18 protein-coding genes and 1 pseudogene are annotated in these 25579 nt (G+C 64.9%); 9 read left to right on the plus strand and 10 right to left on the minus strand.

Annotated elements, in window-relative coordinates; genetic code table 11:
- Positions 1-182 precede the first annotated feature (182 nt).
- From ACVMIM_RS02220 to ACVMIM_RS02230, 3 genes are all read right to left on the minus strand, one after another.
- Entirely contained in the window at positions 183-914 is a 732-nt protein-coding gene (locus ACVMIM_RS02220; protein WP_476110122.1) for a hypothetical protein, read from the minus strand.
- Between the two features lie 34 nt (positions 915-948).
- Complete coding sequence (locus tag ACVMIM_RS02225) at positions 949-1575, minus strand: hypothetical protein (protein ID WP_476110124.1); 627 nt, start codon at positions 1573-1575, stop codon at positions 949-951.
- A 360-nt stretch (positions 1576-1935) separates the two neighbouring features.
- Complete coding sequence (locus ACVMIM_RS02230) at positions 1936-2805, minus strand: transglutaminase-like domain-containing protein (RefSeq protein WP_041004448.1); 870 nt, start codon at positions 2803-2805, stop codon at positions 1936-1938.
- Between the two features lie 171 nt (positions 2806-2976).
- Between ACVMIM_RS02230 and ACVMIM_RS02235 the strand changes: the two genes are divergently transcribed.
- Positions 2977-3642: an HAD-IA family hydrolase gene (locus ACVMIM_RS02235; protein WP_476110127.1), complete on the plus strand. Its 666-nt coding sequence runs from the start codon at positions 2977-2979 to the stop codon at positions 3640-3642.
- Here ACVMIM_RS02235 and ACVMIM_RS02240 read toward each other — a convergent pair.
- A complete protein-coding gene (locus ACVMIM_RS02240; RefSeq protein ID WP_278052224.1) occupies positions 3639-3860 on the minus strand; it encodes a DUF1674 domain-containing protein in 222 nt (73 codons plus the stop codon). The two genes, ACVMIM_RS02235 and ACVMIM_RS02240, sit on opposite strands and share 4 nt — an antisense overlap.
- A gap of 90 nt (positions 3861-3950) precedes the next feature.
- Here ACVMIM_RS02240 and htpX point away from each other — a divergent pair, with 90 nt between their 5' ends.
- From htpX to purH, 4 genes are all read left to right on the plus strand, one after another.
- Positions 3951-4976, plus strand: coding sequence for a zinc metalloprotease HtpX (gene htpX, locus ACVMIM_RS02245; RefSeq protein WP_476110128.1), 1026 nt, complete (start codon positions 3951-3953; stop codon positions 4974-4976).
- A complete protein-coding gene (locus ACVMIM_RS02250) occupies positions 4973-6346 on the plus strand; it encodes an RsmB/NOP family class I SAM-dependent RNA methyltransferase (protein WP_476110130.1) in 1374 nt (457 codons plus the stop codon). Before htpX ends, ACVMIM_RS02250 begins: the two co-directional genes overlap by 4 nt.
- Positions 6347-6472: 126 nt before the next feature.
- Positions 6473-8218, plus strand: a complete 1746-nt coding sequence (locus ACVMIM_RS02255) for a heparinase II/III family protein (protein WP_476110131.1) — start codon at positions 6473-6475, stop codon at positions 8216-8218.
- A 110-nt stretch (positions 8219-8328) separates the two neighbouring features.
- Positions 8329-9945, plus strand: coding sequence for a bifunctional phosphoribosylaminoimidazolecarboxamide formyltransferase/IMP cyclohydrolase (gene purH / locus ACVMIM_RS02260; protein ID WP_476110133.1), 1617 nt, complete (start codon positions 8329-8331; stop codon positions 9943-9945).
- Positions 9946-10083: 138 nt separating this feature from the next.
- Here the strand turns inward: purH and ACVMIM_RS02265 are convergent, their stop codons facing one another.
- Entirely contained in the window at positions 10084-11508 is a 1425-nt protein-coding gene (locus ACVMIM_RS02265) for an MFS transporter (RefSeq protein ID WP_476110135.1), read from the minus strand.
- Between the two features lie 393 nt (positions 11509-11901).
- Positions 11902-16673: pseudogene (locus ACVMIM_RS02270) on the minus strand (NAD-glutamate dehydrogenase).
- Between the two features lie 128 nt (positions 16674-16801).
- Between ACVMIM_RS02270 and ACVMIM_RS02275 the strand changes: the two are divergent.
- Positions 16802-17365 (plus strand): peroxidase-related enzyme, encoded by a 564-nt coding sequence (locus tag ACVMIM_RS02275; protein ID WP_476110137.1) that lies wholly within the window; start codon positions 16802-16804, stop codon positions 17363-17365.
- Between the two features lie 240 nt (positions 17366-17605).
- A complete protein-coding gene (locus tag ACVMIM_RS02280; RefSeq protein ID WP_041004438.1) occupies positions 17606-17929 on the plus strand; it encodes a YciI family protein in 324 nt (107 codons plus the stop codon).
- Between the two features lie 10 nt (positions 17930-17939).
- On the opposite strand, the gene ACVMIM_RS02285 is transcribed toward ACVMIM_RS02280, so the two are convergent.
- Positions 17940-18551 (minus strand): LysE family translocator, encoded by a 612-nt coding sequence (locus ACVMIM_RS02285; protein ID WP_476110138.1) that lies wholly within the window; start codon positions 18549-18551, stop codon positions 17940-17942.
- Positions 18552-19224: 673 nt separating this feature from the next.
- Between ACVMIM_RS02285 and ACVMIM_RS02290 the strand changes: the two genes are divergently transcribed.
- The gene (locus ACVMIM_RS02290) at positions 19225-19848 is read left to right on the plus strand and encodes a DUF1062 domain-containing protein (protein ID WP_476110140.1); all 624 of its coding nucleotides are present in this window, start codon (positions 19225-19227) and stop codon (positions 19846-19848) included.
- 50 nt (positions 19849-19898) lie between these two features.
- Here the strand turns inward: ACVMIM_RS02290 and typA are convergent, their stop codons facing one another.
- A complete protein-coding gene (gene typA, locus ACVMIM_RS02295; RefSeq protein ID WP_041004432.1) occupies positions 19899-21728 on the minus strand; it encodes a translational GTPase TypA in 1830 nt (609 codons plus the stop codon).
- A gap of 214 nt (positions 21729-21942) precedes the next feature.
- Between typA and ACVMIM_RS02300 the strand changes: the two genes are divergently transcribed.
- On the plus strand, positions 21943-22212 hold the full coding sequence (locus tag ACVMIM_RS02300) for a hypothetical protein (RefSeq protein ID WP_476110141.1): 270 nt from the start codon (positions 21943-21945) through the stop codon (positions 22210-22212).
- Between the two features lie 212 nt (positions 22213-22424).
- On the opposite strand, the gene ACVMIM_RS02305 is transcribed toward ACVMIM_RS02300, so the two are convergent.
- Positions 22425-23999 carry an alkaline phosphatase D family protein gene (locus tag ACVMIM_RS02305; RefSeq protein ID WP_476110143.1) on the minus strand — a complete coding sequence of 525 codons (1575 nt, stop codon included), beginning with the start codon at positions 23997-23999 and terminating at the stop codon, positions 22425-22427.
- 265 nt (positions 24000-24264) lie between these two features.
- Positions 24265-25548: an MFS transporter gene (locus ACVMIM_RS02310; protein ID WP_476110145.1), complete on the minus strand. Its 1284-nt coding sequence runs from the start codon at positions 25546-25548 to the stop codon at positions 24265-24267.
- Positions 25549-25579 lie beyond the last annotated feature (31 nt).

The raw sequence follows: 25579 nt of genomic DNA on the forward strand, positions 1-25579 counted from the left end.
TTCCATAACGTGAGCTCTGCGGATTGCACTTCCGGGAAGCAGTCTTCCCGTTAAGGCGCGAGACGCGCGGCAGGTAGCCCGGAGGGGCTGCCGCCAGGAGCCGCGTCATGGACGGAAACACGGAAGGCCGCCGGCTTCGTCAAGAAGCGGCGGCCTTTTCCGTTTTGGGTCGGCACTGCAGATCAGCGGCTGATTGTGAGCTTCTCGATGTTGCGGCTGATTTCACCGAAGGCATGTGACAATTCGGCGCCGTTGGCGGCCTCGTAATAATGCTTGAGCGGCGAGGTGTCGTCAGTCGCGCAGTCCTTCAACACGGACTTGGCCTGATCGCGTTCGGTCGCGGTCATCGCCGGATCGTTGAGATCGAAGCCGATGGTGAAGATCTCGATGCCGTCGCGCTTCATGTTATCGCAGATGTTTTGGGCATTGGCGCGCGACTTCTGACCTTGATCCTGTGACCGTGACGCGCCGCGTCCGCCGGCAAAGGCTGTGTTGAACTGGCCATCCGTCATCAGAATGGCGATCTTGGCCACCCTGTTCCGATCGAAGTTGGCGGGGCCGGCGCCCAAACGGGCGCTCGAGATTGCCGAGCGCCAGGCTGACGAGAGCATGTAGTAGCCCCATTGCACGGCAATACCGCCTGCGGTCACGCCTGCGGCCTGAAAATGATCGATCGCCGTGAGCAGCTTGTCCTCGTCGGCAGTCAGCGGAACCAGAGCAGCCGTAGGGCATACCCTCATGCGGTAGTCGCGGTTGACCTTGGCCAGATATATTTTGCCCCGATTATCCCGGCGTTGCGTGTAAGGCCCGTCCGACGAATAGTCGGCGTAGCCATCCTTATCCTTGCGCTCGGTTGCGCAATTGTCGGACACCGTTGCGGAAATCGACATGGCGGCATCGATCGGCGGCGGCACTTTCGGCCCCGTCTCGGTCTCGACAAAAACGGTGTCAGCGAGGCCGCCGGTGTTGACGGCTTCGGGCGTAGGGGATGATCGACACGCGAATGCGCGGATTGCTTGGATCCCGATTCTGATCCAGGAGATCCTTTACCGTCTGTGACGCTGCGATCTTCAGGTCGCCGATCTTGTTGGTCTTGGCGCGCCTGTCGGGCGCCATCGAACCGGTGACGTCGAGCATCATCGCCACCTCGACCGTCTTGTCCGAATAAAGCGCGGTGGTCGAGGCGGTCACGCGGCGCATGTCGTCGGTGCTGAACAGCGGGAAGAAGAGACCGACATCGGCATGCGCGTCCGCCTGTACGGTGTTGGCTGTCCTGTTGACCGTAAGCTTGTCCAGCACGACCTGATTGGTCCGCAGGATGCCGGCCGCGCTGTTGGCGTCGAGGAATGCCTGCACCGTCTTGTTGGCGTCGGCTTCGGTGATGACGCCGAGGGTGAGATCGCGGGCCGTCGAGGTCACAGCGGCGTCGACGACGCCCTGCAAGCTCGACCTCGCATTGTAGAGTTGCGAGATGTTGACCCGCGAATCCCACCCCCAGCGCGAGGACCGATGCGGCAGCTCCGAACAGAACCGCGAAATTGCCTCCGCGATCGCGGGTAAAGCCGTCCACCCCACGAACGACACCCCTGAACTGCCGCATCCCTTCCGCCTCCACTGTCTGCGGCGCTGCGCCGCTCGGCCAGGGCGTTGCAGGATTTCGGCCAGACCCGGGCGGGCGGCCGCCGAAAGAGGCTTAACAGGCAGTTAATCCATTGTTTTTGCTGACTTTCAGCGGATTTATGGGTGAACGGGAAGTAAATGAAAATGCCCTGGCGAGGCGACCTTCACGAAGCGCTTACCATGATCTCAAGGGCTGTCGCGGCCGTTCTCGCTTCGGCACAATCAGGCTGTGCCGAAGCGGATCAGCGGCAGCCACGAGCCGTGATGAAACAGGGTGCGTCTGGGCAGGCCGGCCTCACCTGAATATCGACCGCCCTAAGCCAGCATCTGCGCGCTGGCCGTCCGATTGACGCCATGGTGCGGAGGATTGAAGCGGTTGCCCTCCTGCTCATAGGTCCAGACCTTGAACAGCGTAAGCCGGTGCGGGCCGAAACTGTGCAGCAGCGGCACGTCGGTGGCGTCGCGGCCGCGAGCGATGACGACGCGGCCGATGCGGGGCCGGTTGTGGCGCGGATCGAACGTGTACCATTTGCCGTCGAGGAAGACTTCCATCCAGGCCGAGAAGTCCATCGGCGCCGGGTCGGCGGGCACGCCGATATCGCCGAGATAGCCGTTCACGTAGCGCGCCGGGATGTTCATGCATCGGCAAAGCGCGATGGCCAGATGCGCGAAATCGCGGCACACCCCGACACGCTCCTCATGCGCCTGCGCCGCCGTGCGCGTGGCGCGCGCATAGCCGTAGCCGAAGGAGAGCCGGCTGTTGACGTAATCGACGATCGCCTGGACGCGCGCCCAGCCGGGCGGCAGCTGGCCGAAAAGCTGCCAGGCGGTGTTGCTGAGATGGTCGGTCTCGCAATAGCGGCTGCCGAGCAGATAGACCAGCACATCGTCCGGCAATTCCGCGACCGGCGTTTCGCGCGCCAGCGTGTTGACTTCGTCGGTCTCGCCGCTGTCCTCGACTGCCGCGTCGTAGAGGATGCGGAAGTTGCCTGCCGGCGCCGTGAACCGACGGCAGACATTGCCGTGGCCGTCGCGATAGGTCCGGGTCGGCACCGAGGGCGAGGTCAGAACCCGCGTCTGCCGCTTGATATCGGCATGGCGATCGGGATGGATGTCGAGAAGCGAGATGATCGGCGTCACCGCCGCGCATTCAATGGCGATTTCATAGCCGAGCCGGATCAGCATCGCGTTCCCCCTTGGTGATTTTGGAAGACTGCCTGTTCAACGCCGCGAACCGGAGCTTGTTCCGGCGCCCTAAGTCGAAATGGCAGTGTCTCGCCTTCTCAGGCGGTGCTGCCCGGTCTAAACTGGGATTTGCGTTTCGCTCTCCCCGAAAACGATTCTCCAGGACATCCGATGTTTGCAGGCTCAAAGTTCGCCGCCTTCCTGTTCGACATGGACGGCACGGTGCTCAACTCGATCGCCGCGGCGGAACGGGTGTGGAAGGCGTGGGCAAACCGGCATGGCCTCGATGTCGCGGCCTTCCTGCCGACGATCCATGGCAGGCGCGCGCGCGAGACGATCGCCGCGCTGAAACTCCCCGGCGTCGATCCGGTGGCGGAGGCGGATCTGCTGCTCAAGGCCGAAGCCGACGATCTCGAAGGCATCGTACCGATTCCCGGCGCCGTCGCCTTCCTGGAATCGCTGCCGCCGGAGCGCTGGGCGATCGTCACCTCGGCGCCGCGCGAACTGGCGCTGCTGCGCATCAAGGCGGCCGGCATTCCGGTTCCCGCCATGCTGGTCACGGCCGAAGATGTCACCCATGGCAAGCCGGCGCCGGACTGCTTCCTGCTGGCGGCAAAGCGTCTTGGCGTCGAGGCGCGCGACTGCCTGGTCTTCGAGGACGCGCCGGCGGGCATCGCGGCGGGCGAGGCTTCCGGCGCGTCGGTGATCGTGATCAGCGCCACGCATGTCCATCCGCTCGTCACGCCGCATCCGATGATCCGTTCCTATGACGAAATCGGCATCGCACTGGACGACAGTGGCTGGATTGCGCTCGCGCCCGAGCGTGCCGTTGCTTAAAAGTCGCTGGTCAGGCCCTTGACCTCCCAGTCGCCGTAGCGGCCGGGTTCCTTGCCGCCGCGGCCGCCGATCTCCTTCGGCAGACGGGCTTCGGCCTCGCGGTACGACCGGCGCCGCGCTTCGGCTTCGGCCAGCGCGCGCTGCGCTTCCGGCCTCAGTGACTTCTGCTGCTTCTCGGCCTCGCTGCTCGCTTCGGTTTTGCTTGGTTCTTCGGTCATGCGATAAGTCCTTGCCGATTGAAACACGGGCCGGTGTTTCCCATCATATAGCCATGACGCAATCAGGATCGACCCCCAACGGATGAAACGATGAACACGCTTCGCACCGCAATGCTTCTTGCCGCGATGACGGCGCTGTTCATGGGCGTCGGCTATCTGATCGGCGGCTCGGGCGGCATGGTCATCGCGCTTTTGATCGCCGCCGGCACCAATCTGTTCAGCTATTGGAACGCCGACAAGATGGTGCTGTCGATGAACCGCGCCATCGAGGTCGACGAGAAGAACGCGCCCGAATATTACGCGATCGTCCAGGCACTGGCCAAGCAGGCTGGCCTGCCGATGCCGAAGACCTATCTGATCGACAACCCGCAGCCCAACGCCTTCGCCACCGGCCGCAATCCGGAGAACGCCGCGGTGGCCGCGTCCACCGGCCTGCTCGAGCGTCTCTCCCATGAAGAGGTCGCGGCGGTGATGGCGCATGAGCTTGCCCATGTGCAGCATCGCGACACGCTGACCATGACGATCGTGGCGACGCTTGCCGGCGCCATCTCGATGCTCGGCAATTTCGCCTTCTTCCTCGGCGGCAGCCGGGAGAACAACAATCCGTTCGGTTTTGTCGGCGTGCTGGTGGCTATGCTGGTCGCGCCCTTCGCCGCCATGATCGTGCAGATGGCGGTGAGCCGCACGCGCGAATATGAGGCCGACCGGCGCGGCGCCGAGATCTGCGGCCACCCGCTATGGCTGGCCTCGGCGCTCAACAAGATCGCGCGCGGCGCCGAACAGATTCCCAACGAGGATGCCGAGCGCAATCCGGCGATGGCGCATCTTTTCATCATCAACCCCCTGCATGGCGAGCGCATGGACAATCTGTTCTCGACGCATCCGAGCACCGAGAACCGCATCGCGGCACTGCAGGAGATGGCGCGCGCGATGGGGAGCACCGCGCCGGCCAATCGGCATGAGGCTTCTCCACCACCCGTCGAGCCAGAGGAGCTTCCGGCCGGTCCATGGGGCAAGCGGCCACAGCCCGCGCCGCCCCCGCAGCCTAAACCCAACCCCTGGGGCCGTAACCCGACCGGACCGCGCAATGCCGGGCGCAGGGGCCCCTGGTCGTGACGCCGCCGAGGCGCGGGCATTCAGCCAATCCGCGACACAAGGCCGGTGACGAGATAGCCGGCCTTGCCGCGCGCAAAGCGGCGGCGCGGCTGCTTGCCGCCGTCATCGATGCCCGCACGCCGCTCGATGGGTTGACCGACAACGAGCACGGCCACCCGCAATACAGGGCGCTGGACGGCCGCGACCGCGCGCTGGTGCGCGCCATCCTGGTGACCGCGCTGCGCCACCGCATGACCATTGCCGGACTGCTGGCGAAGCGGCTGGAAAAGCCGCTGCCGGCCAACGCTACGGCGCTCTCGCATATCCTCAACGTCGCCGCCGCGCAGATCCTGTTTCTCGATGTTCCGGACAGCGCCGCCGTCGACCTTGCCGTCACCCACGCCAAATCCGATCCGCGCACCACGCGCTTCTCCGGCCTCGTGAACGGCGTGCTGCGTTCGCTGGCCCGCGCCAAGGACGTCGAGCTTGCCCCGGCGCTTGCCGCGACCAGCGAGGCGCCACAATGGTTCGCCGAACGGCTGACCGCCGCTTACGGAGCCGACAAGGCGCGCGCTATCCTTGCGGCGCATCGGCACGAAGCGCCGGTCGATTTCACGGTCAAGGCCGATCCGGCGCTCTGGGCCGAGCGCCTGGGCGGCATCGTGCTGCCGACCGGCACGGTGCGTGTCGAGAAGCTTTCGGCAAACGTCACCGATCTGCCCGGTTTCGCCGACGGCGCCTGGTGGGTGCAGGACGCAGCCGCAAGCTTGCCGGCGCGCCTGTTCGGCGACATCCGTGGCCAGCGCGTCGCGGACCTCTGCGCCGCGCCCGGCGGCAAGACGGCGCAGCTTATCCTGGCCGGCGCCAGCGTGACGGCCGTCGACAGCTCGAAGAACCGGCTGGCGCGGCTCAAGCAGAATCTCGACCGCCTCGGCCTGGCGGCCGATCTCGTCCAAACAGACCTGCTCGATTACCGGCCGGAGCAATTGTTCGACGCCGTGCTCCTCGACGCGCCGTGCTCCTCGACCGGCACGGTGCGCCGCCACCCCGACGTGCCCTGGACCAAGACCATGGCGGATGTCGAAAAGCTCGCCGATCTCCAGCGCAAACTCCTCGCTCATGCCGTTGCGCTCGTCAAACCCGGCGGCCGGATCGTCTTTTCCAACTGCTCGCTCGATCCGCTGGAAGGCGAAGAACTCTACCGGTCCTTCCTCGCCGAAACATCGGGGGCGATCGACGATCCCGTTCGACCCGGCGAGTTTGCCGGCATCGATCCGTTCCTGACGCCGAAGGGGACGCTGCGCACCACGCCGGCCGACCTGGCACTGGGACCGCCTGGAATTTCAGGCCTGGACGGCTTCTTCGCCGCGCGGATGAAGCGGACGGCTTGACGCGTTATCTCATAAAATTTGCTGACTTTTTTAGGGATGGCACCGGCAAGACGGCGTGAAGTGGTTCACTTCGGCGAAATCCGCCTTCGCATAAGTTCTTGAATCACATAAGCTTGTGCTTGGGATATGGGGACACCAGGAGGGCTATTGGCACTTGTTGCCGGCAGCACGACGCGTCTTTGGACGCTTGTCGCGAGGGAGTTCTGGCGCAAAACGCGCCGGCGCCTCCGCGCCGGGCCGGTTTATCGCTGGCGCTATTCCGGCCGCACGCCCGAACGTGTCCTGATCGCCCCGCCTGACCTCCGGCTCGCCGATCCGCAGATCGCGCTGGAGATCTATTACGGCCGCTACCCGCTGTCCGGCCACCTGGTCGAGACCGGCGGCAAGTCGCCTTTCCAGCTCGATGTGCCCAATCGCGGCTGGCGGAAATCGCTGCACGGTTTTCGCTGGCTGCGCCATATGCGCGCCACCGGCACCGAGCTTGCCGCCGCCAATGCCAGGGCGCTCGTGACCGACTGGATCGCCATGCACGGCAACCAGATTTCGGGCATCGCCTGGGAGCCGGGAACGACGGCCAAGCGCGTCATCGCCTGGCTGCAGCATTCCTCGGTGGTGCTGCAAGGCGCCGAATTCCCGTTCTATCGCGCCTTCCTCAAATCGCTCGCAGTGCAGATCCGCTACCTGCGCTCGATGGCGCGGGAGATGCCGGATGGCGAGGACAGGCTGCGCGCCCGCATAGCGCTCGCCTTCGCAGCGCTGTCGCTGCCGGCGCCGGCCTCGGCGCTGCGCACTGCCACGCGCAATCTGGCCGAGGAACTCGACCGCCAGATCCTGCCCGACGGCGGCCACATCTCGCGCAACCCGATGGCGGTGCTGGAGCTGCTGGCAGATCTCCTGCCGCTGCGCCAGACCTACGCCAACCAGGCCGAGGCGCCGCCCGCGGCGCTGATCGGCGCCATCGACCGCATGCTGCCGGCGCTGCGTTTCTTCCGCCACCAGGACGGCAGCCTCGCCCGCTTCAACGGCATGGGCGCCACCATCCACGACCGCATCGCCACCATCATGCGCCATGACGACACGGTCGGCGCGCCGCTGCTGCACGCGCCGCATTCCGGCTATGAGCGCCTGTCGCTGGGCGGCGTAACGGTGATCGCCGACACCGGCCTGCCGCCGCCCATCGATGTCTCGAACACGGCACACGCCGGTTGCCTCGCTTTCGAGCTTTCGTCCGGACGCCAGCACTTCATCGTCAATGCCGGCATCGATACTTTCGGCGCGCCGGAATTCCGACCGCTGGCCCGGGCCACCGCCGCGCATTCCACCGCCACCGTCAACGACACCTCGTCGGCGCGTTTCAGCCACTCGCTGCGCGTCAGCGACCTTTTGGGTTCGCCGCTGATCGGCGGCCCGCAGCATGTGCCCTGCAAGCGCCTCGACCAGAAGGGCATGCATGGCTTCGTCGCCCGCCACGACGGCTATGTCCAGCAATTCGGCCTCCTGCATGAGCGCGAGCTGAAGCTCGGCACGAACGGCAACGTGCTTGCCGGCCGCGACCGTTTCCTGCGCCCCGGCGGCGGAGCAATCCGCAACAATGGCCGCGACTTCGTCACGGTGCGCTTCCACATCCACCCCGATATCAGCCTGCTGCAGGACGACCACGACCGCCTGACGCTTGCCGCCGCGCAAGGCGACTGCTGGGTTTTCACTTGCGCCGAAGTGGTGCCGGAGGTCGAGGAATCGATCTATTTCGCCGGTCTGGGCGGTCCGCGCCGCAGCCGGCAGATCGTGCTGGCCTTCAAGGCCTCCGAAATTGCCGAGGTCCACTGGCAGCTGACCCGCACCGTTATCGCCGGCCATCCCGAAAACAACTGAGTTCCGGACAAATCCGGCCGCGCGCCTGATCCAAGACTCATTTGATTTTCGGGGCTCATATGCTAGGGCCGGCCAACGTCCCTTCCAACAGCTCTGAAAGGCCGCCCGCCATGGCCGTGCCCACAAAAAACGTTCCGGCGCCGGATCTCGTTCCGGTGCGCCGCGCGCTGCTCTCCGTCTTCGACAAGACCGGCCTGATCGATTTCGCCAAAGCGCTCGCCGCTGCCGGCGTCGAGCTGGTGTCGACAGGCGGCACGGCAAAGGCCATCGCCGAGGCGGGCCTTGCGGTGCGCGACGTTTCCGACCTCACCGGCTTTCCCGAGATCATGGACGGGCGGGTGAAGACCTTGCATCCGTCGGTGCATGGCGCGCTGCTCGGCATCCGCGACGATGCCGATCATGCCAAGGCCATGCACGACCATCACATCGAGCCGATCGATCTCGTCGTCTGCAATCTCTACCCGTTCGAGGAGGTCCGCCGCTCCGGCGCGGGCTATGCCTCGATCGTCGAGAACATCGATATCGGCGGTCCGGCCATGATCCGCGCCTCGGCCAAGAACCACGCCTATGTCGCCATCGCCACCGACCCGGCCGACTATGCCTCCCTCGTCAACGCGCTGGAGATGAATCTCGGCTCGCTGTCGCTCGACTTCCGCAAGATGCTGGCCGCCAAGGCCTTTGCCCGCACCGCAACTTACGACGCGGCGATCTCCGGCTGGTTTGCCGAGGCGCTGGAGGTCGAGCACCCGACATGGCGCGCTTTCGGCGGCCGTCTCGACCAGGTGATGCGCTATGGCGAGAACCCGCATCAGAATGCAGCGTTCTACCTCTCGGGCGACAGGCGGCCGGGCGTAGCGACGGCAAAGCAATTGCAAGGCAAGCAGCTCTCCTACAACAACATCAACGACACCGACGCCGCTTTCGAGTTGGTCGGCGAGTTCGACCCCGCCCGATCGGCGGCGATCGCCATCATCAAGCACGCCAACCCTTGCGGCGTCGCCGAAGGCTCGTCGCTGAAGGCGGCCTACGCCAAGGCGCTGGCCTGCGATCCGGTCTCGGCCTTTGGCGGCATCGTCGCCATGAACCGCATCCTCGACGCAGACGCGGCGGAAGAGATCGTCAAGACCTTCACCGAGGTCATCATCGCGCCCGACGCGACCGACGAAGCAGCCGCGATCGTCGCGGCGAAGAAGAATTTGCGCCTGCTGGTGACCGGCGGCCTGCCCGATCCGCGCGCCGCCGGCACAATGGTGAAATCCGTCGCCGGCGGGCTGCTTGTGCAAAGCCGCGACAACGCCGTGGTCGACGATCTCGAGCTGAAGGTGGTGACGAAGCGCGCGCCGACGCCGGCCGAACTGGCCGACCTCAAATTCGCCTTCCGCGTCGCCAAGCACGTGAAGTCCAATGCCATCGTCTATGCCAGGGACGGGGCGACGGTCGGCATCGGCGCCGGCCAGATGAGCCGCGTCGATTCTTCGCGCATCGCCGCCCGCAAGGCGCTCGACGCAGCCGAAGCCGGCGGCCTCGCCGAACCGCTGACCAAGGGTTCGGTCGTCGCCTCGGACGCCTTCTTCCCCTTCGCCGACGGGTTATTGTCGGCGATCGAGGCCGGCGCCACGGCCGTCATCCAGCCCGGCGGCTCGATGCGCGACGAGGATGTCATCGCCGCCGCCGACGAGCACGGCATCGCCATGGTGTTCACCGGCGTAAGGCATTTCAGGCATTGATGCTCGGCGGGGAGATGCTTCAAGAATTCGCTCCGCTGAGTCGATGGTGCGGTTTTCGAGAACCGGAGCGGAGCGGACATTCAGGTCCGTGAGCACCGGAAGCGCAGAAAACCGCAGCAAGCGACCAGCGGAGTAGAATTATCGAAGCATCTCCTTCGGCTTGTCCGCCGGATAGGGCGTCCCCGCCAGGATCGCCATGCCGAGGCCGAGGAACAGGATGATCGCCGCCATGCCGAGCCGCGGCGAATCGCTCATCGTGGTGATGGTCGCCACCAGAAACGGCGCCAGGAAGCTGGTCGCCCGGCCGGCCAGCGCGTAGATGCCGAAATAGCGGCCCGACTCGGCGGCGGTGACGCTTCGCGCCATATAGGAGCGCGACGAGGCCTGCACCGGGCCGAAGGCAAGGCCGATCAGCAGCCCATAGAGGATATAGGCTTTTTCGGCCGCGGTGCCGAACAGGCCGCCGGAATCGGCGGTCGACAGCGGAATCAGGCCGAGCAGCGTGAAACCCGGGCCGGTCGAAACGACGCCGATAGTGGCGACCGACAGCATCACCAACGCGATCATCACCACCGCCTTGGAGCCAAGCGCCGTGTCGAGCCGCGCCGCGATCCAGCAGCCGAAGATGGCGACGATATTGAGGATGATGCCGAACAGGCCGATTTCGGTGATCGACCAATGGAACATGCCGGCCGCGAACGTGCCGCCGAGCGCGAGCAGCGCATTGACGCCGTCCTGATAGATCATGCGGGCCAGGAGGAAGCGCAGGATGCCGCTGCGCTGGCGCACTTCGGCAAGCGTCGATTTCAGCTCGGACAGGCCCTCGCGCACCGCCGGCCCGATCGGGATCCCCTTGGTGGCGTCGGGCGTGAAGAAGAACATCGGCAGGATGAACAGGAAATACCAGCCGGCCGACATCGGCCCGGTGAAACGCGCATCCTCGCCGAGTTTCGGATCGAGCCCGAACAACGGATCGAGGCCGATGATCGTCTTGCCGGTTTCGAGATTGCCGGCCAGGAACAGCACCACGAAGATAAGCGCCACCATGCCGCCGAGATAGCCGAGCCCCCAGGCGACGTTGGAGATCCGGCCGATCTCTTCCTTCGGCACCAGGCGCGGCATCATGGAATCGTTGAACACCGTTGAGAATTCGGCCGCAACCGAAGCCAGCGAGAACAGCAGCACGACCAGGAAGAGGTTCGAGCCCGGCGCCGCGAACCACAAAAGCGCAAGGCTGATGATCTTGATCGCGGCGAAGAAGGCGATCCACGGCTTGCGCGGCCCGGTCTGGTCGGCGATCGAGCCAAGCACCGGGGAGAGCACCGCGATGACCAGGCCGGCCGCGGCGATGCCGTAACCCCAGGCCGCCTGTCCGGCGGTCGGGTCGCTCGCCATGCGCGACACGAAATACGGTCCGAAGATGAAGGTGGTGACGACGGTGAAGAAAGGCTGCGCCGCCCAGTCGAAGAACATCCAGCCCCAGATGCCGCGCCCCGATGCCCGCTGCACTGTCTCTACTGCCGCCATGCTTTCTCCCCTGGCATCGCTCGCGTCGGGGGCCATGTCTGCATGTTTTCAGGCAGCGATGCAAATGAACAAGCTTGGCGCCAATTCCTCGCCCACGACGTGGGCTACGCCATGCACACATCTTCTGTGACTGGCGTGACTGATCAGGCCACGGCTTGATTGCCACGTGGTTCCCCCAATCCGTCGCTGCTTCGCAGCGCCGCCTTTCCCCCTCCGGAGGGAAAGGAAGGGAGCGCTGCTGGACGAGCGTTGACGGCAAAAAAGCTTGGCGCCTTTCCTCTACCCCGTCGATCGGGGGAGAGGTGGCTCGGCGAAGCCGAGACGGAGTGGGGGTCGACCAGCGCTACATTGGACAATGCATGCGCCAGGCTGCCATGCGCTATCGCCAAAGACCAGCCGCCTTTGGCGGGGCGAGGAACCCAAGCCTATTCACATCCCCGTCAGGTCGCTCATCAGGCCGGACGCCACCGACAGCCGCGACACGGTGATGTCGCCGCCTTCGGTCAGCGCCTGCAGCCTTTCGCGGATGCGCGCGACGCGTTCGCCGCCGGCCTCCAGCCAGGCCGCGACCGGATCCGCTGCCGTGCCGTAACCGGTCAGCGCCGCCACCGCGATGCCGCGGCGCGCCACGCCGATCATGTCGGTCGCGCGCGACAGCGCCAGCTGGTCGTAATAGTCGGGCGGCACGATCGAGCGCGCGGCTTCCTCGACGCGCGGGATGCGGAAGGCGTCGCTGACGGCGAAGAAGGCCTTGGCCGCGCTGACGATGTCGGCATTGGCGGTGCGCGCGGTGAGCGCGATATCCGGGATCAGTTCCGCCACCTCGGTCAAAGCGAGCTGCCCGGCGAGCTTTTCCGGCGCGCCGCCCTTGGACAGGCCATGCTGTCGATCCTCGATGCGCTCGCGCGAGAAGGCCGGCAGCAACGAGAGAAGCTTCGGCTCGAGCGCCTTGCGGGCTTCCTGCAATTCGGCGATGCGCTGTCCGAGCGGCGCCGAGCCCGCTTCGTTCTTCAGGTACCAGCCGCTGGTCACGAAAATGAGCCGGCTAACCGCCTGATAGAGATCGAGCTGGACCTGGCCGTCGATCTGGTTGTCGAGCGCGTCGATCTCCTTGTAGAGCGCAGGCAGCGCAAAGCCGTCGCGCACCACGGTGAAGATGCGTACGACATCGGCCGCCGTGCGTCCCGTCGATTCCTGCAGGCGGTTGACGAAGGACGGACCGCCGCGATTGACGAGGTCGTTAGCGACGACCCGCGCAATGATCTCGCGCCGCAGCCTGTGGTCGCGGATCTCGCCGGCGAATTTCTTGGCCATGCGCTCCGGGAAATAGCCCATCAGGTCGCGGTCGAAGTGCTGCTCGTCCGGCACGTCGCTGGCGACGATGTCGGAGAACAGCACGATCTTGGCATAGGCCAGCAGCACGCCGAGCTCGGCCCTGGTCAGCGGCTCGCCGCGCGCCTCGCGTTCGGCGAGCGCCGCCGGCGAAGGCAGCGTCTCGACCGCGCGGTCGAGCAGGCCGCGCGCTTCGAGCGCCGTCATGAAGCGCGCCTGATGCGCGATGTCGGCGAGCCCCCGCTTGCGCGCCAGCGACAGCGCCAGCGTCTGCTGGTAATTGTTGGAAAGCACCAGCGCGCTCACCTCGTCGGTCATTTCGGCGAGCAGCTTGTTGCGCGCCGGCCGCGCCAGCGAGCCTTTGCGCATGGCGGAAGCCAGCGCGATCTTGATGTTGACTTCCACGTCGGAGCAGTTGACGCCGCCCGAATTGTCGATGGCGTCGGAGTTGCAGCGCCCGCCATTCATGCCGAATTCGATGCGCGCCCGCTGGGTGACGCCGAGATTGGCGCCTTCGCCGATGACTTTCGCCCGGACATCGAGCGCGGTGACGCGGATGGCGTCGTTGGCGCGGTCGCCGACATCCTGATTGCTTTCCCCGGAAGCCCGCACATAGGTGCCGATGCCGCCGAACCACAGAAGGTCCACCGGCGCCTTGAGGATGGCGTTCATGATCTCTACCGGCGTCGCCGTGGTCTTGGACAGGCCGATCGCGGCCGCCGCCGCCTGCGGCAGGGTGATCGATTTCTGGCTGCGCGAGACGATAACGCCGCCTTCCGACAGCTTCGACTTGTCATAGTCCTGCCAGGACGAGCGCGGCAGCGCGAACATGCGCTGGCGCTCGGCCATCGAGGCCGCCATATCCGGATCGGGATCGATGAAGATGTCGCGATGGTCGAAGGCGGCGATCAGCCTGGTGGCCGGCGACAAGAGCATTCCATTGCCGAACACGTCGCCCGACATGTCGCCGACGCCGACCACGGTGAAGGGCGAGGTCTGGATGTCGCGGTTCATCTCGCGGAAATGGCGCTTCACCGCTTCCCAGGCGCCCTTGGCGGTGATGCCCATCTTCTTGTGGTCGTAGCCGGCCGAACCGCCGCTGGCGAAGGCGTCGTCCAACCAGAAGTGATGCTTCTCGGAAATCGCGTTGGCCGTGTCGGAGAAGGTTGCCGTGCCCTTGTCGGCGGCGACGACGAAATAGGGATCGTCCCTGTCGCGCCGCACCACGCCTGCGGGCGGGATGACGCCATCGACGCCGATATTGTCGGTGATCGACAACAGGCTGGAGACGAAATTCTTGTAGGCCGAGGTGCCGGCTTCGAAGATGGCGTCGCGGCCGGCGCTCATCGGCAGCTTCTTGGGATAGAAGCCGCCCTTGGCGCCGACCGGCACGATGACCGCGTTCTTGACCTGCTGCGCCTTGACCAGCCCCAGCACCTCGGTCCGGTAGTCCTGGGCGCGGTCCGACCAGCGCAGGCCGCCGCGCGCCACCGGACCGAAGCGCAGATGCACACCCTCAACCTCGGAGCCGTAGACGAAGATCTCCCGCCATGGCCTGGGCGCCGGCAGGCCTTCGACCGCCTGCGAGTCGAGCTTGATCGCCAGCGACTGCCCCTTTTCCTTCGTATCGGCTACGAAATGATTGGTGCGCAGCGAGGCTTCGATGAGGTTGAGGTAGCGGCGGATGATGGTGTCGTCATCGATATTGGGCACCTCTTCCAACGCATCCTTGATCTTGGCCTTCAGGTGCTTGGCCGTAACCACGCCGTCGCCTTCCGCCGTCGGCCCGAGCCGGGCGACGAACAGTTCGTGCAGGCCGCGCGCGATCTCGGGGTAACGATTGAGCGCCGCCGCGATGAAATCCTGGCTCTGCGGAATGCCGGCCTGCTGCAGATAGCGGCCATAGGCGCGCAGGATCGTGATCTCGCCCGACCATAGGCCGGCGGTTTGCGCCAGGCCGTTATAGCCGTCATTGTCGACATCGCCGCGCCAGACCGACAGGAATGCATCCTCGAACAGCGCGCCGCCGTCGGAGAGGTCTATTCGCCCGCCGTAGCTGTTCTCCAATTCCATGTCGTGGATGAACACCCGATCGGCCGAGTCGTCGCCGACCTCGAAGGTGCGCTCGCTGATGACGCGAAAGCCGATATTTTCCAGCACCGGCACGCGCCGCGACAGGGCCACCGGACTGCCGAAATGGTAGATCTTCAAAGCCGCCTGGTGCGGCTTCTGGTCGGCATGGCGGTAATAATCGATGGCGATCGGATTGTCGGCGCTTATCTTCGCGATGCGTCCGGCGTCGGCAAGTGCCACGGCGGCCGAGAAGGTGTCGCGATAGCTTTCGGGAAAGCGCGCCGCGATCGCCTTCAGGGCCGGATCGCTCCCGGCCGCCTCCGCGGCTTCGGAGAGCGCGTCCTCCCAGGTCCGCACGATGTCGCGGATAGCCGCTTCGATCGTCGACTGCTCGACCTTCGGCGTCTTGCCGCCGGAACGGCCGATGATGAAGTGCACGCGCGCCAGCCCGCCTTCCGGGAAGGCCGGGTAATAGGCCGACAGCCGGCCCTCGAACACGGTCTTGAGATAGGTGCCGACCTTCTCGCGCACGACGCTGTCATAGCGGTCGCGCGGCACGAAGACGAGGATCGAGACGAAGCGGTCGAACTGATCGACGCGCAGCCCAGTGCCCTGACACGCGGCCGCTCGATCAGCCCAAGAATGGCGCTGGCATGCTTGCGCAGGATGGGAACGGAAACCTGGAACAGCTCGTCGCGTGGATAGCTTTCCAGCACGTTGATCAGCGCCTTGCCCGAATGGTCGTTCGGACTGAAGCCGGACTTGGCGATGATCGTCTCCGCCTTCGAGCGCAGATAGGGGATCTTCATCACCGAGCGCGTGTAGGCGGTCGAGGTGAATAGGCCGACGATGCGCAGCTCGCCCGCCAGCGCGCCTTTCGACGTGTAGGTCTTGACGCCTATGTAATCGAGATAAATGCGCCGATGCACCGACGACTTGGCATTGGCCTTGGTGACGATCAGCGGCTCTGGCCCGTGCAGGAAGGCGCGGATCTCCGGCGTCGTCGTCACCGCTTCGGTGCCGCGCCTCAGCACCAGCACATCGGGGTCCGACAGGATGCCCATGCCCGGTTTGTCCGCGCGCTCCAGATTGCCGCTTTCCTCGCCGCCGATATATTTGAACTCGCGCATGCCGAGGAAGGTGAAATTGTCGTCACGCAGCCATTCGAGGAAGGCGATCGCCTCGGCGACGCTTTTCTTGTCGAGCGGCACGGCCGAATAGCGGAATTCGGAAATCGCCTGGTCGAGGCGCGCGAGCATGCGCTTCCAATCGACGACGGCGGCGCGGACCTGCGAAAGCGTCTTGCGCAGCCGCTCGGTGAGGCTCTTCGCCTGCTCGGCGGTCAGTCGCGGGATATGCACATGGACGACGCTCAGCCGGTCGTGGCTGACATCCTCCTTGCCGCCATCGCCGAGAATCTCGACGACGCCGGCTTTGCCGTGGCGGACGGTAACGATCGGATGGGTGACCAGCGTCGGCTCGCCGCTGGTTTCGGTGATTTCGCCAAGGATGGAATCGAACAGGAACGGCATGTTGTCGTTGACGACGGTGATGACCGTGACCGGCCGGCCGCCGCAGACAACGCCGGAATCCGCCTCGACGGCCACGACGCTTTCGCCCTTCCTGTGCTCGGCGACCGCTTGGGCGGCGAGCTCGCCGGCGCGCTCGAGGTCGGCCACGTCATAGGCCGCGATGTCCTCGGCGGGTGCCCGGGCCAGCAGATAGTCGACAAGCCTTGCGGGTTTTTCCTCTGCTTTCGCGGCCGCTTTCTTCGGCTTGGATTTAACGCTGGCCATGACGCTCAGTCCCTCCCGTCGTATGCTTTTGCGACTATGGTAGCCAGATGAGCGCTGTTTGGCGACAAAGGTTTGACGACGCTTTAAAAAATTCGAACCGACGCCATCGGCCTGCGAGGAGAGACCATATGACCGGCAAAATAACCGCTCTTGACCTTGTCCAGGCGGAGCTCAGCGATGCGACCAAGGCCTATTTCGACAAATGCCGGGAGAAGCTCGGCCTCGTGCCCAATGTGCTTCTGGCCTATGCTTTCGACGAGAAGAAGCTGCGCGCCTTCACGGATATCTACAACGACCTGATGCTGGGCGAGTCCGGCCTGTCCAAGCTGGAGCGCGAGATGATCGCGGTGGTCGTCTCCTCGATCAACCACTGCTTCTATTGCCTGACGGCGCATGGCGCGGCGGTACGCCAGCTGTCGGGCGAGCCGGCGCTGGGCGAGATGATGGTGATGAATTTCCGCGCGGCCGACCTGTCGGGCCGCCAGCGCGCCATGCTCGAATTCGCGGTCAAGCTGACCGAGGAGCCGGCCGGGATCGTGGAAGCCGACCGCGCCGCCTTACGCCAGGCCGGTTTCTCCGACCGCGACATCTGGGACATCGCCTCGACGGCCGCCTTCTTCAACATGTCGAACCGGGTGGCCGCCGCCGTGGATATGCGGCCGAACCCCGAATATCACGCCATGGCGCGGTAGAGGCTCCTGGCCTTACATTAGCACTAGCGAATTTTTCATTGCCCACCGCACCGTTTGGTCCGATGATCAGGGTTGCGGCACGCTCATATCCGGGATTTCGGCGCAGCCGCATATCCAAGATTGCAGCGTAGCTGCATATCCAAGATTGCGGCGGAGCCGCATATCGGGTTGCGGCATCGCTGCACATTGCAAGCGGCGTAGCCGCATGCCGGTTCGACGCCGCCGATAAGGGAGGAGAACATGGCGAAATTTCTCTATGTCTATCACGGCTCCGGCAAGATGCCGACCGATGACGCGGAACGCAAAGCGGCAATGGATGCCTGGACCGGCTGGTACGACAAGCTCGGCTCGGCCGTGGTCGACGGCGGCAATCCGGTCGGCATGTCGAAGACGGTGCTGCCGGGCGGCAGGATCGAGAACAATGGCGGCAGCAACCCGACCGCCGGCTATACCATTGTCGAAGCCAGGGACATCGACGACGCGGTCGCCAAGGCAAAGGATTGCCCGATCCTGATGGACCCCGCCTTCAGCGTCGAGATCGCGCCGATCATCGAAATGATGTGAGACCGGCCGCTTATCGCGCGGCGATCGCCGCGGCCGCGCCCGCCATCGTCGTGGCGCTGACGCGGTTGGCGATCTTCATGGCGCGCTTGCTCTTGAGCAGCCGGCGCGCCTGCGAAGCAGCCAGCACCCAGGCGAGGTCGATGACGACCAGCACAATAGCCATGGTCAGCGTCAGCTCGACCCAGCCGATGACGCTGACCGAGGCAAGGTCGATGATAGTCGGCAGCAGCGCCAGATAAAACATCATGATCTTCGGGTTGCCGAGCGTCACCGCCATGCCGGCGAAGAACAGTTTCAGGGCTGAATCCTCGCGCGGCATCTCGCCTTCCTTGGCCTCGACCGGCGCCGTCCACATCTTGAACGCCAGATAGGCGAGGTAGGCGACGCCTACCCATTTCACGGCGACGAAGGCGTAGTGGAAGGTCTGCGCCACGACGGCCAGCCCGAACACCGCCAGCGACAGCCAGACGGCCTCGCCGATCCACATGGCCAGCAGGAAGGGGAAGACGTCGCGGAACCCCTTCGAGATCACCCGCGCCACGAGTGCTGCAATGGACGGACCGGGCGAGCCGGCGGCGACGAACAAAGCGGCGGCGAAGATCAGCAGCGAGGCAAGATGCATGGGGCGTTTCCTACAAGACAGAGAAGAAAAGATAGCCGATCGGATTAGATTTGACACGCCCAGCAGGCGCGGTCGTTGTTCAAGGCGCCAGTAACTGCCAACGCCGGCGCTGCCCCCTCGTCCGCCCTTCGGGCACGTTCTCCCCGTAAGCGGGGCGAAGGGACGCTCTCATGGCTGCTTTCGCCAATCGCCAGCGTTGCGGGAAAAGCGCCGGCGTCGCGGCCAGCTCTCTTCTCCCCGCTCGTGGGGAGAAGGTGCCGGCAGGCGGAGGAGGGGCAGCGCCGACGCCGACAATTCCTGCTCTTGCCGTCCCCTTGAGCCTTCGCTACAAGACCCGTCCTTACCCATTTTCGAGCATCGCTTTGCCACAGTAACCGCCGGTCTCGCCAACTCCTCTGAGCGCACCGCAGGCGCAGCCATTGGCGCGTCTGCTCTATTTCACGTGTTCTTCAGACGGCGGTTCGAGACCGGTTTGGCATTGCTGAGCCGCTGTCGTGCGCAGTCCGCGCCGACCGCCTGGCACCACCAACACAGTCTTCGCCACGCCGTGCCCCCCAAAGAGCATGATCCCGAAAAGTGGTATCCGGTTTTCGGAAAAGATCATGCTCAACAAGAAAGGGCATCTCGGATATCGCCGGCCTGACGGACTTCCCGACGGGAAGGGCCTGCCGGCATGTCTACCTTGCATGTCCATTGGACGATCGCGCCCGCAATCGCGCCTCGACCTCTCATCAACTGCAACCGCTGCGGCGGCCTCAGATCATACCGATGCAGCGAGAAATTCCGCGTCAACGCCAATGGCAAACGCATCGACGTGTGGCTGATCTACCGCTGCGTCGACTGCGACAATTCCTGGAATTTCGCCATCCTGGAACGGCGAACCCGCCGCGACATCGAGCCGGCGCTGTTTACGGCGCTCGAATGCAACGATCCGGCGCTCGCGCACCGCTTTGCCTTCGATGCCGCCGCGCTGCGCAACAGAGCCGGGCGGGTCGAGGAATTTGCCGACGTCACGGTCGATAAGGCGCTGCTGGACGGCGAACCCGGACAGGCGAGCGCGCTCCGGCTCGAGCTTCGGCTCGAGGGCGCGACGGCTTTGCGGCTGGACCGCTTGCTTGCCGGCGAGCTCGGCCTTTCGCGGTCGAGGCTTCGAGCCCTGGAGGACCGAAGGCGGCTGACCGTCGAACCGGATGGCGCCAGGACCTTGCGCAAGCCGGTGCGCGACGGCGTGGCGATCCATATCGATCTGGCCGGGGAGGCGGATCGCCGCGCTATCTTGTCGGCCGCGTGCCGCTGAAAGAAAAAGAGGGAGCGGACGCTCCTCTTTTGAATCCTTCTCTGAAAAACCTACGCCGCGCCCATCACCTTGGCGGCCTTTTCGAAACGCTTGCGCTCGTTCGGGTCGAGATAGAGCTTGCGCAGACGAATGGTCTTCGGCGTCACCTCGACCAGCTCGTCGTCCTGGATCCAGGCCAGCGCCCGCTCCAGAGTCATCCGGATCGGCGGGGTCAGCTTCACCGCCTCGTCCTTGCCGGCGGCGCGGATGTTGGTGAGCTTCTTGCCCTTGAGCACGTTCACTTCGAGGTCGTTGTCCCTGGAGTGGATGCCGATGATCATGCCCTGATAGACCTTGACGCCCGGATCGATGATCATCGGGCCGCGGTCTTCCAGGTTCCACATGGCGTAGGCGACGGACTCGCCCTGCTCGTTGGAGATCAACACGCCGTTGGTGCGGCCGGGCAGCTCGCCCTTATAGGGCTCATAGGCGAAGAACAGCCGGTTCATCACCGCGGTGCCGCGGGTGTCGGTCAAAAGCTCCGACTGGTAGCCGATCAGGCCGCGCGTCGGGGCGTGGAAGACCAGACGCTGGCGGTTGCCGCCGGACGGGCGCAGCTCGACCATCTCGGCCTTGCGCTCCGACATCTTCTGCACGACGACGCCGGCATGCTCCTCGTCGACGTCGATGACGACCTCTTCGACAGGCTCCAGCAGCTGGCCGTCATCGCCCTTCTGCATGACGACGCGCGGCCGCGACACGGCGAGCTCGAAGCCCTCGCGGCGCATCGTCTCGATCAGCACCGCGAGCTGCAATTCGCCGCGGCCGGAGACGAAGAAGGAATCCTTTTCGGCCGATTCCTCGATCTTGAGCGCGACATTGCCTTCTGCCTCGCGCAGCAGGCGGTCGCGGATGACGCGGCTCGTCACCTTGTCGCCCTCGGTGCCGGCAAGCGGGCTGTCATTGACGAGGAAGGACATGGTCACGGTCGGCGGGTCGATCGGCTGCGCATGCAGCGGCTCGCTGACGGCTGGGTCGCAGAATGTGTCGGCGACGGTGCCCTTCGACAGGCCGGCGATGGCCACGATGTCGCCCGCTTGCGCTTCCTCGATCGGCTGGCGCTCAAGGCCGCGGAAGGCGAGGATTTTCGAGATGCGGCCGGCCTCGATCTGCGTGCCGTCGTGATGCAGCACCTTGACTGCCTGATTGGGCTTCAGCGTGCCGGACTCGATGCGGCCGGTGATGATGCGGCCAAGGAAGGGATTGGCCTCCAGGATGGTACCGATCATGCGGAACGGGCCGGGATGGACGGTCGGCGCCGGTACATGCTTGACGACGAGGTCGAACAGCGGTGCGAGGCCCTGATCCTTCGGGCCTTCCGGATTTTCCGAGACCCAGCCGTCGCGGCCCGAACCGTAGAGGATCGGGAAGTCGAGCTGCTCGTCGGTGGCGTCGAGCGCGGCGAAGAGGTCGAACACCTCGTTGACCACTTCGACATGGCGGGCGTCCGGACGGTCGATCTTGTTGATGACGACGATGGGACGCAGGCCCACTTTCAGCGCCTTGCCGACGACGAACTTGGTCTGCGGCATCGGGCCTTCGGCGGCGTCGACGAGCACGATTGCCGAATCCACCATCGACAGGATGCGCTCGACCTCGCCGCCGAAATCGGCGTGTCCGGGCGTGTCGACAATGTTGATGCGGGTGCCCTTCCAGTCGACCGAGGTCGCCTTGGCCAGGATGGTGATGCCGCGCTCTTTTTCGAGGTCGTTGGAATCCATGGCGCGCTCTGCGACGCGCTGGTTGTCGCGGAAGGCGCCGGACTGTTTCAGGAGCTGGTCGACCAGGGTGGTTTTGCCATGGTCGACATGCGCGATGATCGCGATATTGCGGAGGTTCATGTGTTTGGTCTCGGGAACGTTGCAGGCGGCAGGCTTAAAAAGCGCCGCCTTTTTCGGTTGCGCGGCTCATACAGGGTTTTTCGCAATTGCGAAAGGGGAGGCCCGCCCCCAAATAAACGGTCACTGATTCTTAAACGTCTTGGTGTGAAATGATTCTGTTAACCAAGGCGGAACCTTTGAGGGGCCGGGCAATTTCATGTTCATGACCGATCAGATGTCCAGATTGCGTCCGGTTTTCGCGTGGGCAGCGCTTGGCGTGCTGCTTGCGGCTGGCGTTGCGCAGTCGGCGACGGCTCTGCGAGAGAGCAGTTCCATCCAGCCGCCCGACACCAGGACCGCGCAGCAGATGTTCGCCGACGCCCCTGACGGCGTCGACCCGATCGTCACTGGCCCGGTCAGCGCCGCCTTCAAGCAGCGGCAGAAGGACGCCAACTGCGACACCGCGGTCTGGCCGAACGTTCCCCGGGCTTGTTATCCGGACTAACGCCCTCATCGCCTTTGAGTTCTGAGCCGCCGCGATGCTTTCTCACGGCGCAGACCTTGTGACTCGGGGCCTACGGGTGTTGAGATTCAGGTCAGGCCGAGCCGAGGACGATGGCTTCCGAGAACCGGAGCGGAGCGTACGTTAAGTACGTGAGCACCGGAAGCGCAGGAAACCATCGTTCGCAGGCCAGCATCACTTGAATACAACGCAGCCTAAGCCGACCGCACCGGGTCGAGCGTCACCTTGTAAAGCTCGTTGTCGTCGCGATCCATCAAGCGCACCGTCAGCTGCTCCGTGGCGCCGGAAATATCGACCAGCCCGAAAAACTGCAGCCCGGCCGACGGCGGCAGGTTCTGGCCCTGCTCGGCGGTCGGCGCCTTGATGAATTTCAGCTCCGGCCCGAAGGTCATGTCGAGGTCATTGGGGCCAAACGTGCCGGCATGGATCGGGCCGGAGACGAATTCCCAGAACGGGTTGAAATCCTGGAACTGCGCGTTGTCGGGGTTGTAGTAATGCGCCGCGGTGTAGTGCACGTCGGCGGTAAGCCACACCGTGTTGGTGATGCCGGCATTCTTGATGAAGCGCAGCACATCGGCGAATTCGAGCTCGCGGCCCTTCGGCGCGCCATTGTCGTTGTTGCTGACGGCCTCGAAACCGACCTTCTTCGCCGCGTCGTCCCAGACGACCAGGCTGAGCGGCATGTCGGCGGCAATGATCTTCCAGGTCGCCCTGGAATTGGCCAGCTCGCGCTTCAGCCATTTGGACTGCTCCTCGCCGATCATGCGCGACTTCGGCGTCAGCGTTTCGTCCAGATTAGGACCGTTGGGGCCGCGATAGGAGCGCATGTCGAGGAAGAACACGTCGAGCAGCGGCCCATGCGAGATCTTGCGGTAGACGCGGCCCGGCTCCGACGGCTCGTAGCGGATGGTGGTCATCTCATGGAAGGCGCGCGCCGCCCGGGCCGCCAGCACATGGATCGACTTCTCCTTGTAGCGGTTGTCGGCGGTCAGGTCCTTCGAGTCCGACCAGTTGTTCAGCACCTCGTGGTCGTCCCACTGGTAGAAGGTCGGGCAGATGGCGGAGAGGGCGAGAACGTGCTTGTCCATCATGTTGTACTTCCACTGGTCGCGATACTCGTCCAGTGTCTCGGCGACCTTGCGCTTGCCGTCGATCATGACGACGTTCTTCCACTTGCCGCCGCCGGGCAGGTCGACCTCGTCCTTCAGCGCGCCGTCGGCATAGATCGTGTCGCCCGAATGCAGGAAGAAGTCCGGCGTGTGCTTGGCTATGGTCGAATAGGTCTTCATGCCGGTCTCGTCGATGCCCCAGCCCTGGCCGGCAGTGTCGCCCGACCAGGCGAAGCGCACGTCGCGCTTCGACGACGGCGCGGTGCGGAAGCGGCCGACGATCGGCTCGGAGACGGCATTGATGTCGGAAAGATCGGCGGCAATCATGCGGTAGAAGATGTCCTGGTCGGAGGCGAGGTCGGTGAGCAGCCGCTTCACCGTGTAGTCGCTGGCGGGCGACGTATCGAGCGCAGCCAGCCGCGTGGCATTGGCGAAGCTTTCGGTGGTCGACACTTCATACATCACGCGCGCCGGGCGATCGGTGCGGGTCCAGACCATGCCCGACGTCGCGTCGACGTCGCCGGACTGGACGCCGTGCGTGAAGGCCGGGCGCTGATTGGCGCGGGAATAGTAGGGCAATGCCAGTCCAGTGGCGCCGACAAGGCCGAAGGCGCTTGCCGAGGTGACGAAAGCGCGGCGGGTAAGGGAAAGCTTGTTCATGGCGGTCTCCGGATGGCTTTGAACGGGACCGCCAAGCTCTCGCCTCAATGTTTCAGGCGCATATCGGAACCATGAAGTTTTGATAACAAGCCACAGAACTGTGGAGGCTATCACCTACGCCGGAAGGCGCGTCGAGATTCGGGTCAGGACGAGCCGAAAACGGCGGTCTCCGAGAACCGGAGCGGAGCGTACTTAAAGTACGTGAGCACCGGAAGCGCAGGAGACTGCCGTTTGCAGGCCGGCCTCACCCGAATATCGACACGCCTTAAGCCGCCTGCGGCTCCGGCTCGAACGCCGGCCTATCGGTGTTGATCAGCAGCGAGATACAGGCCGCCGCGATGCCCGTCATGCCGGCGATCAGGAAGGCGAGCTCGTAATTGCCCTGCAGCTCGCGCATCGTGCCGCCGAAGGCAGCGGCAGCCGCCGCGCCCACCTGGTGGCCGGCCACGATCCAGCCGAACACGATCGGCCCGCTGCGGTCGCCGAAAGCCTCGTTGGCGAGCCTCAATGTCGGCGGCACGGTGGCGATCCAGTCGAGCCCATAGAGCACGGCGAAGATGACCAGGCTGGTCGCCGAGAAGCCGGAATAGGGCAGGTAGATCAGCGACAGGCCGCGCACTGCGTAATAGACGCCGAGCAGCTTGCGGGGATCGAAACGGTCGGTCAGCCAGCCGGACAGCGTCGTGCCGATCAGGTCGAAAATGCCCATCATCGACAAGAGCCCGGCCGCCTGCACCTCGCCGATGCCCATGTCGCCGCAAAAGGCGATGAGATGGGTGCCGACGAGGCCGTTGGTGGTGAACCCGCAGACGAAGAAGGTGGCGAACAGGTACCAGAACACTCGGGTAGCCGCCGCGCGGCGCAGCGTGGTCAGCGTATGCGCCAGGAAATTGCCCTGCGATGCGGGTGACACCGGCGGTATGTCGTCGGCATCGGCGCCGTAGCGAACCTGGCCGATCGAGGCGGGACGCTCGGGCACCAGCAGGAAGACGAACGGGATCAGCGCGGCCGTGGCAAGCGCCACGGCGATCGCCACCGGCTTCCAGCCGCCGCTTTGGGCCAGCGAGGCGATGACCGGCAGGAACACCAGCATGCCGGTGGCGCTGGAGGCCGACATCAAGCCCATCATCAGCCCGCGATTGGTCTTGAACCAGCGGTTGACGATTGTTGCGCCGAGCACGCTCGCCACCGCGCCCGAACCGATGCCGGAAAACACGCCCCAGGTGATGAAGAGATGCCAGGGTTGCGTCATTAACAGGCTGAGCGCCGTCGATCCCGACATCACCGCCAGCGCGCCAAGTAGCGTGCGGCGCAGCCCGATGCGTTCCATCAGCGCCGCGGCGAACGGACCGGTGAGGCCATAGAGCAGGATGCCGATGCTGGCCGCCCAGGAGGTCACGTCGCGCCGCCAGCCGAAGCTTTCCTCCAGCGGAACCATCATCACCGAGGGGGCCGAGCGAAGCCCTGCCGCGATCAAAAGACAAAGAAAGATGACGGCAACCACCACGAATGCGTAGCGCTGGCCAAACGGACGGGACTGGGCTATCATGTTACTGACCGGTACGTTGCAATGCGATAGC

This window comes from Mesorhizobium sp. USDA 4413 (assembly GCF_056280365.1).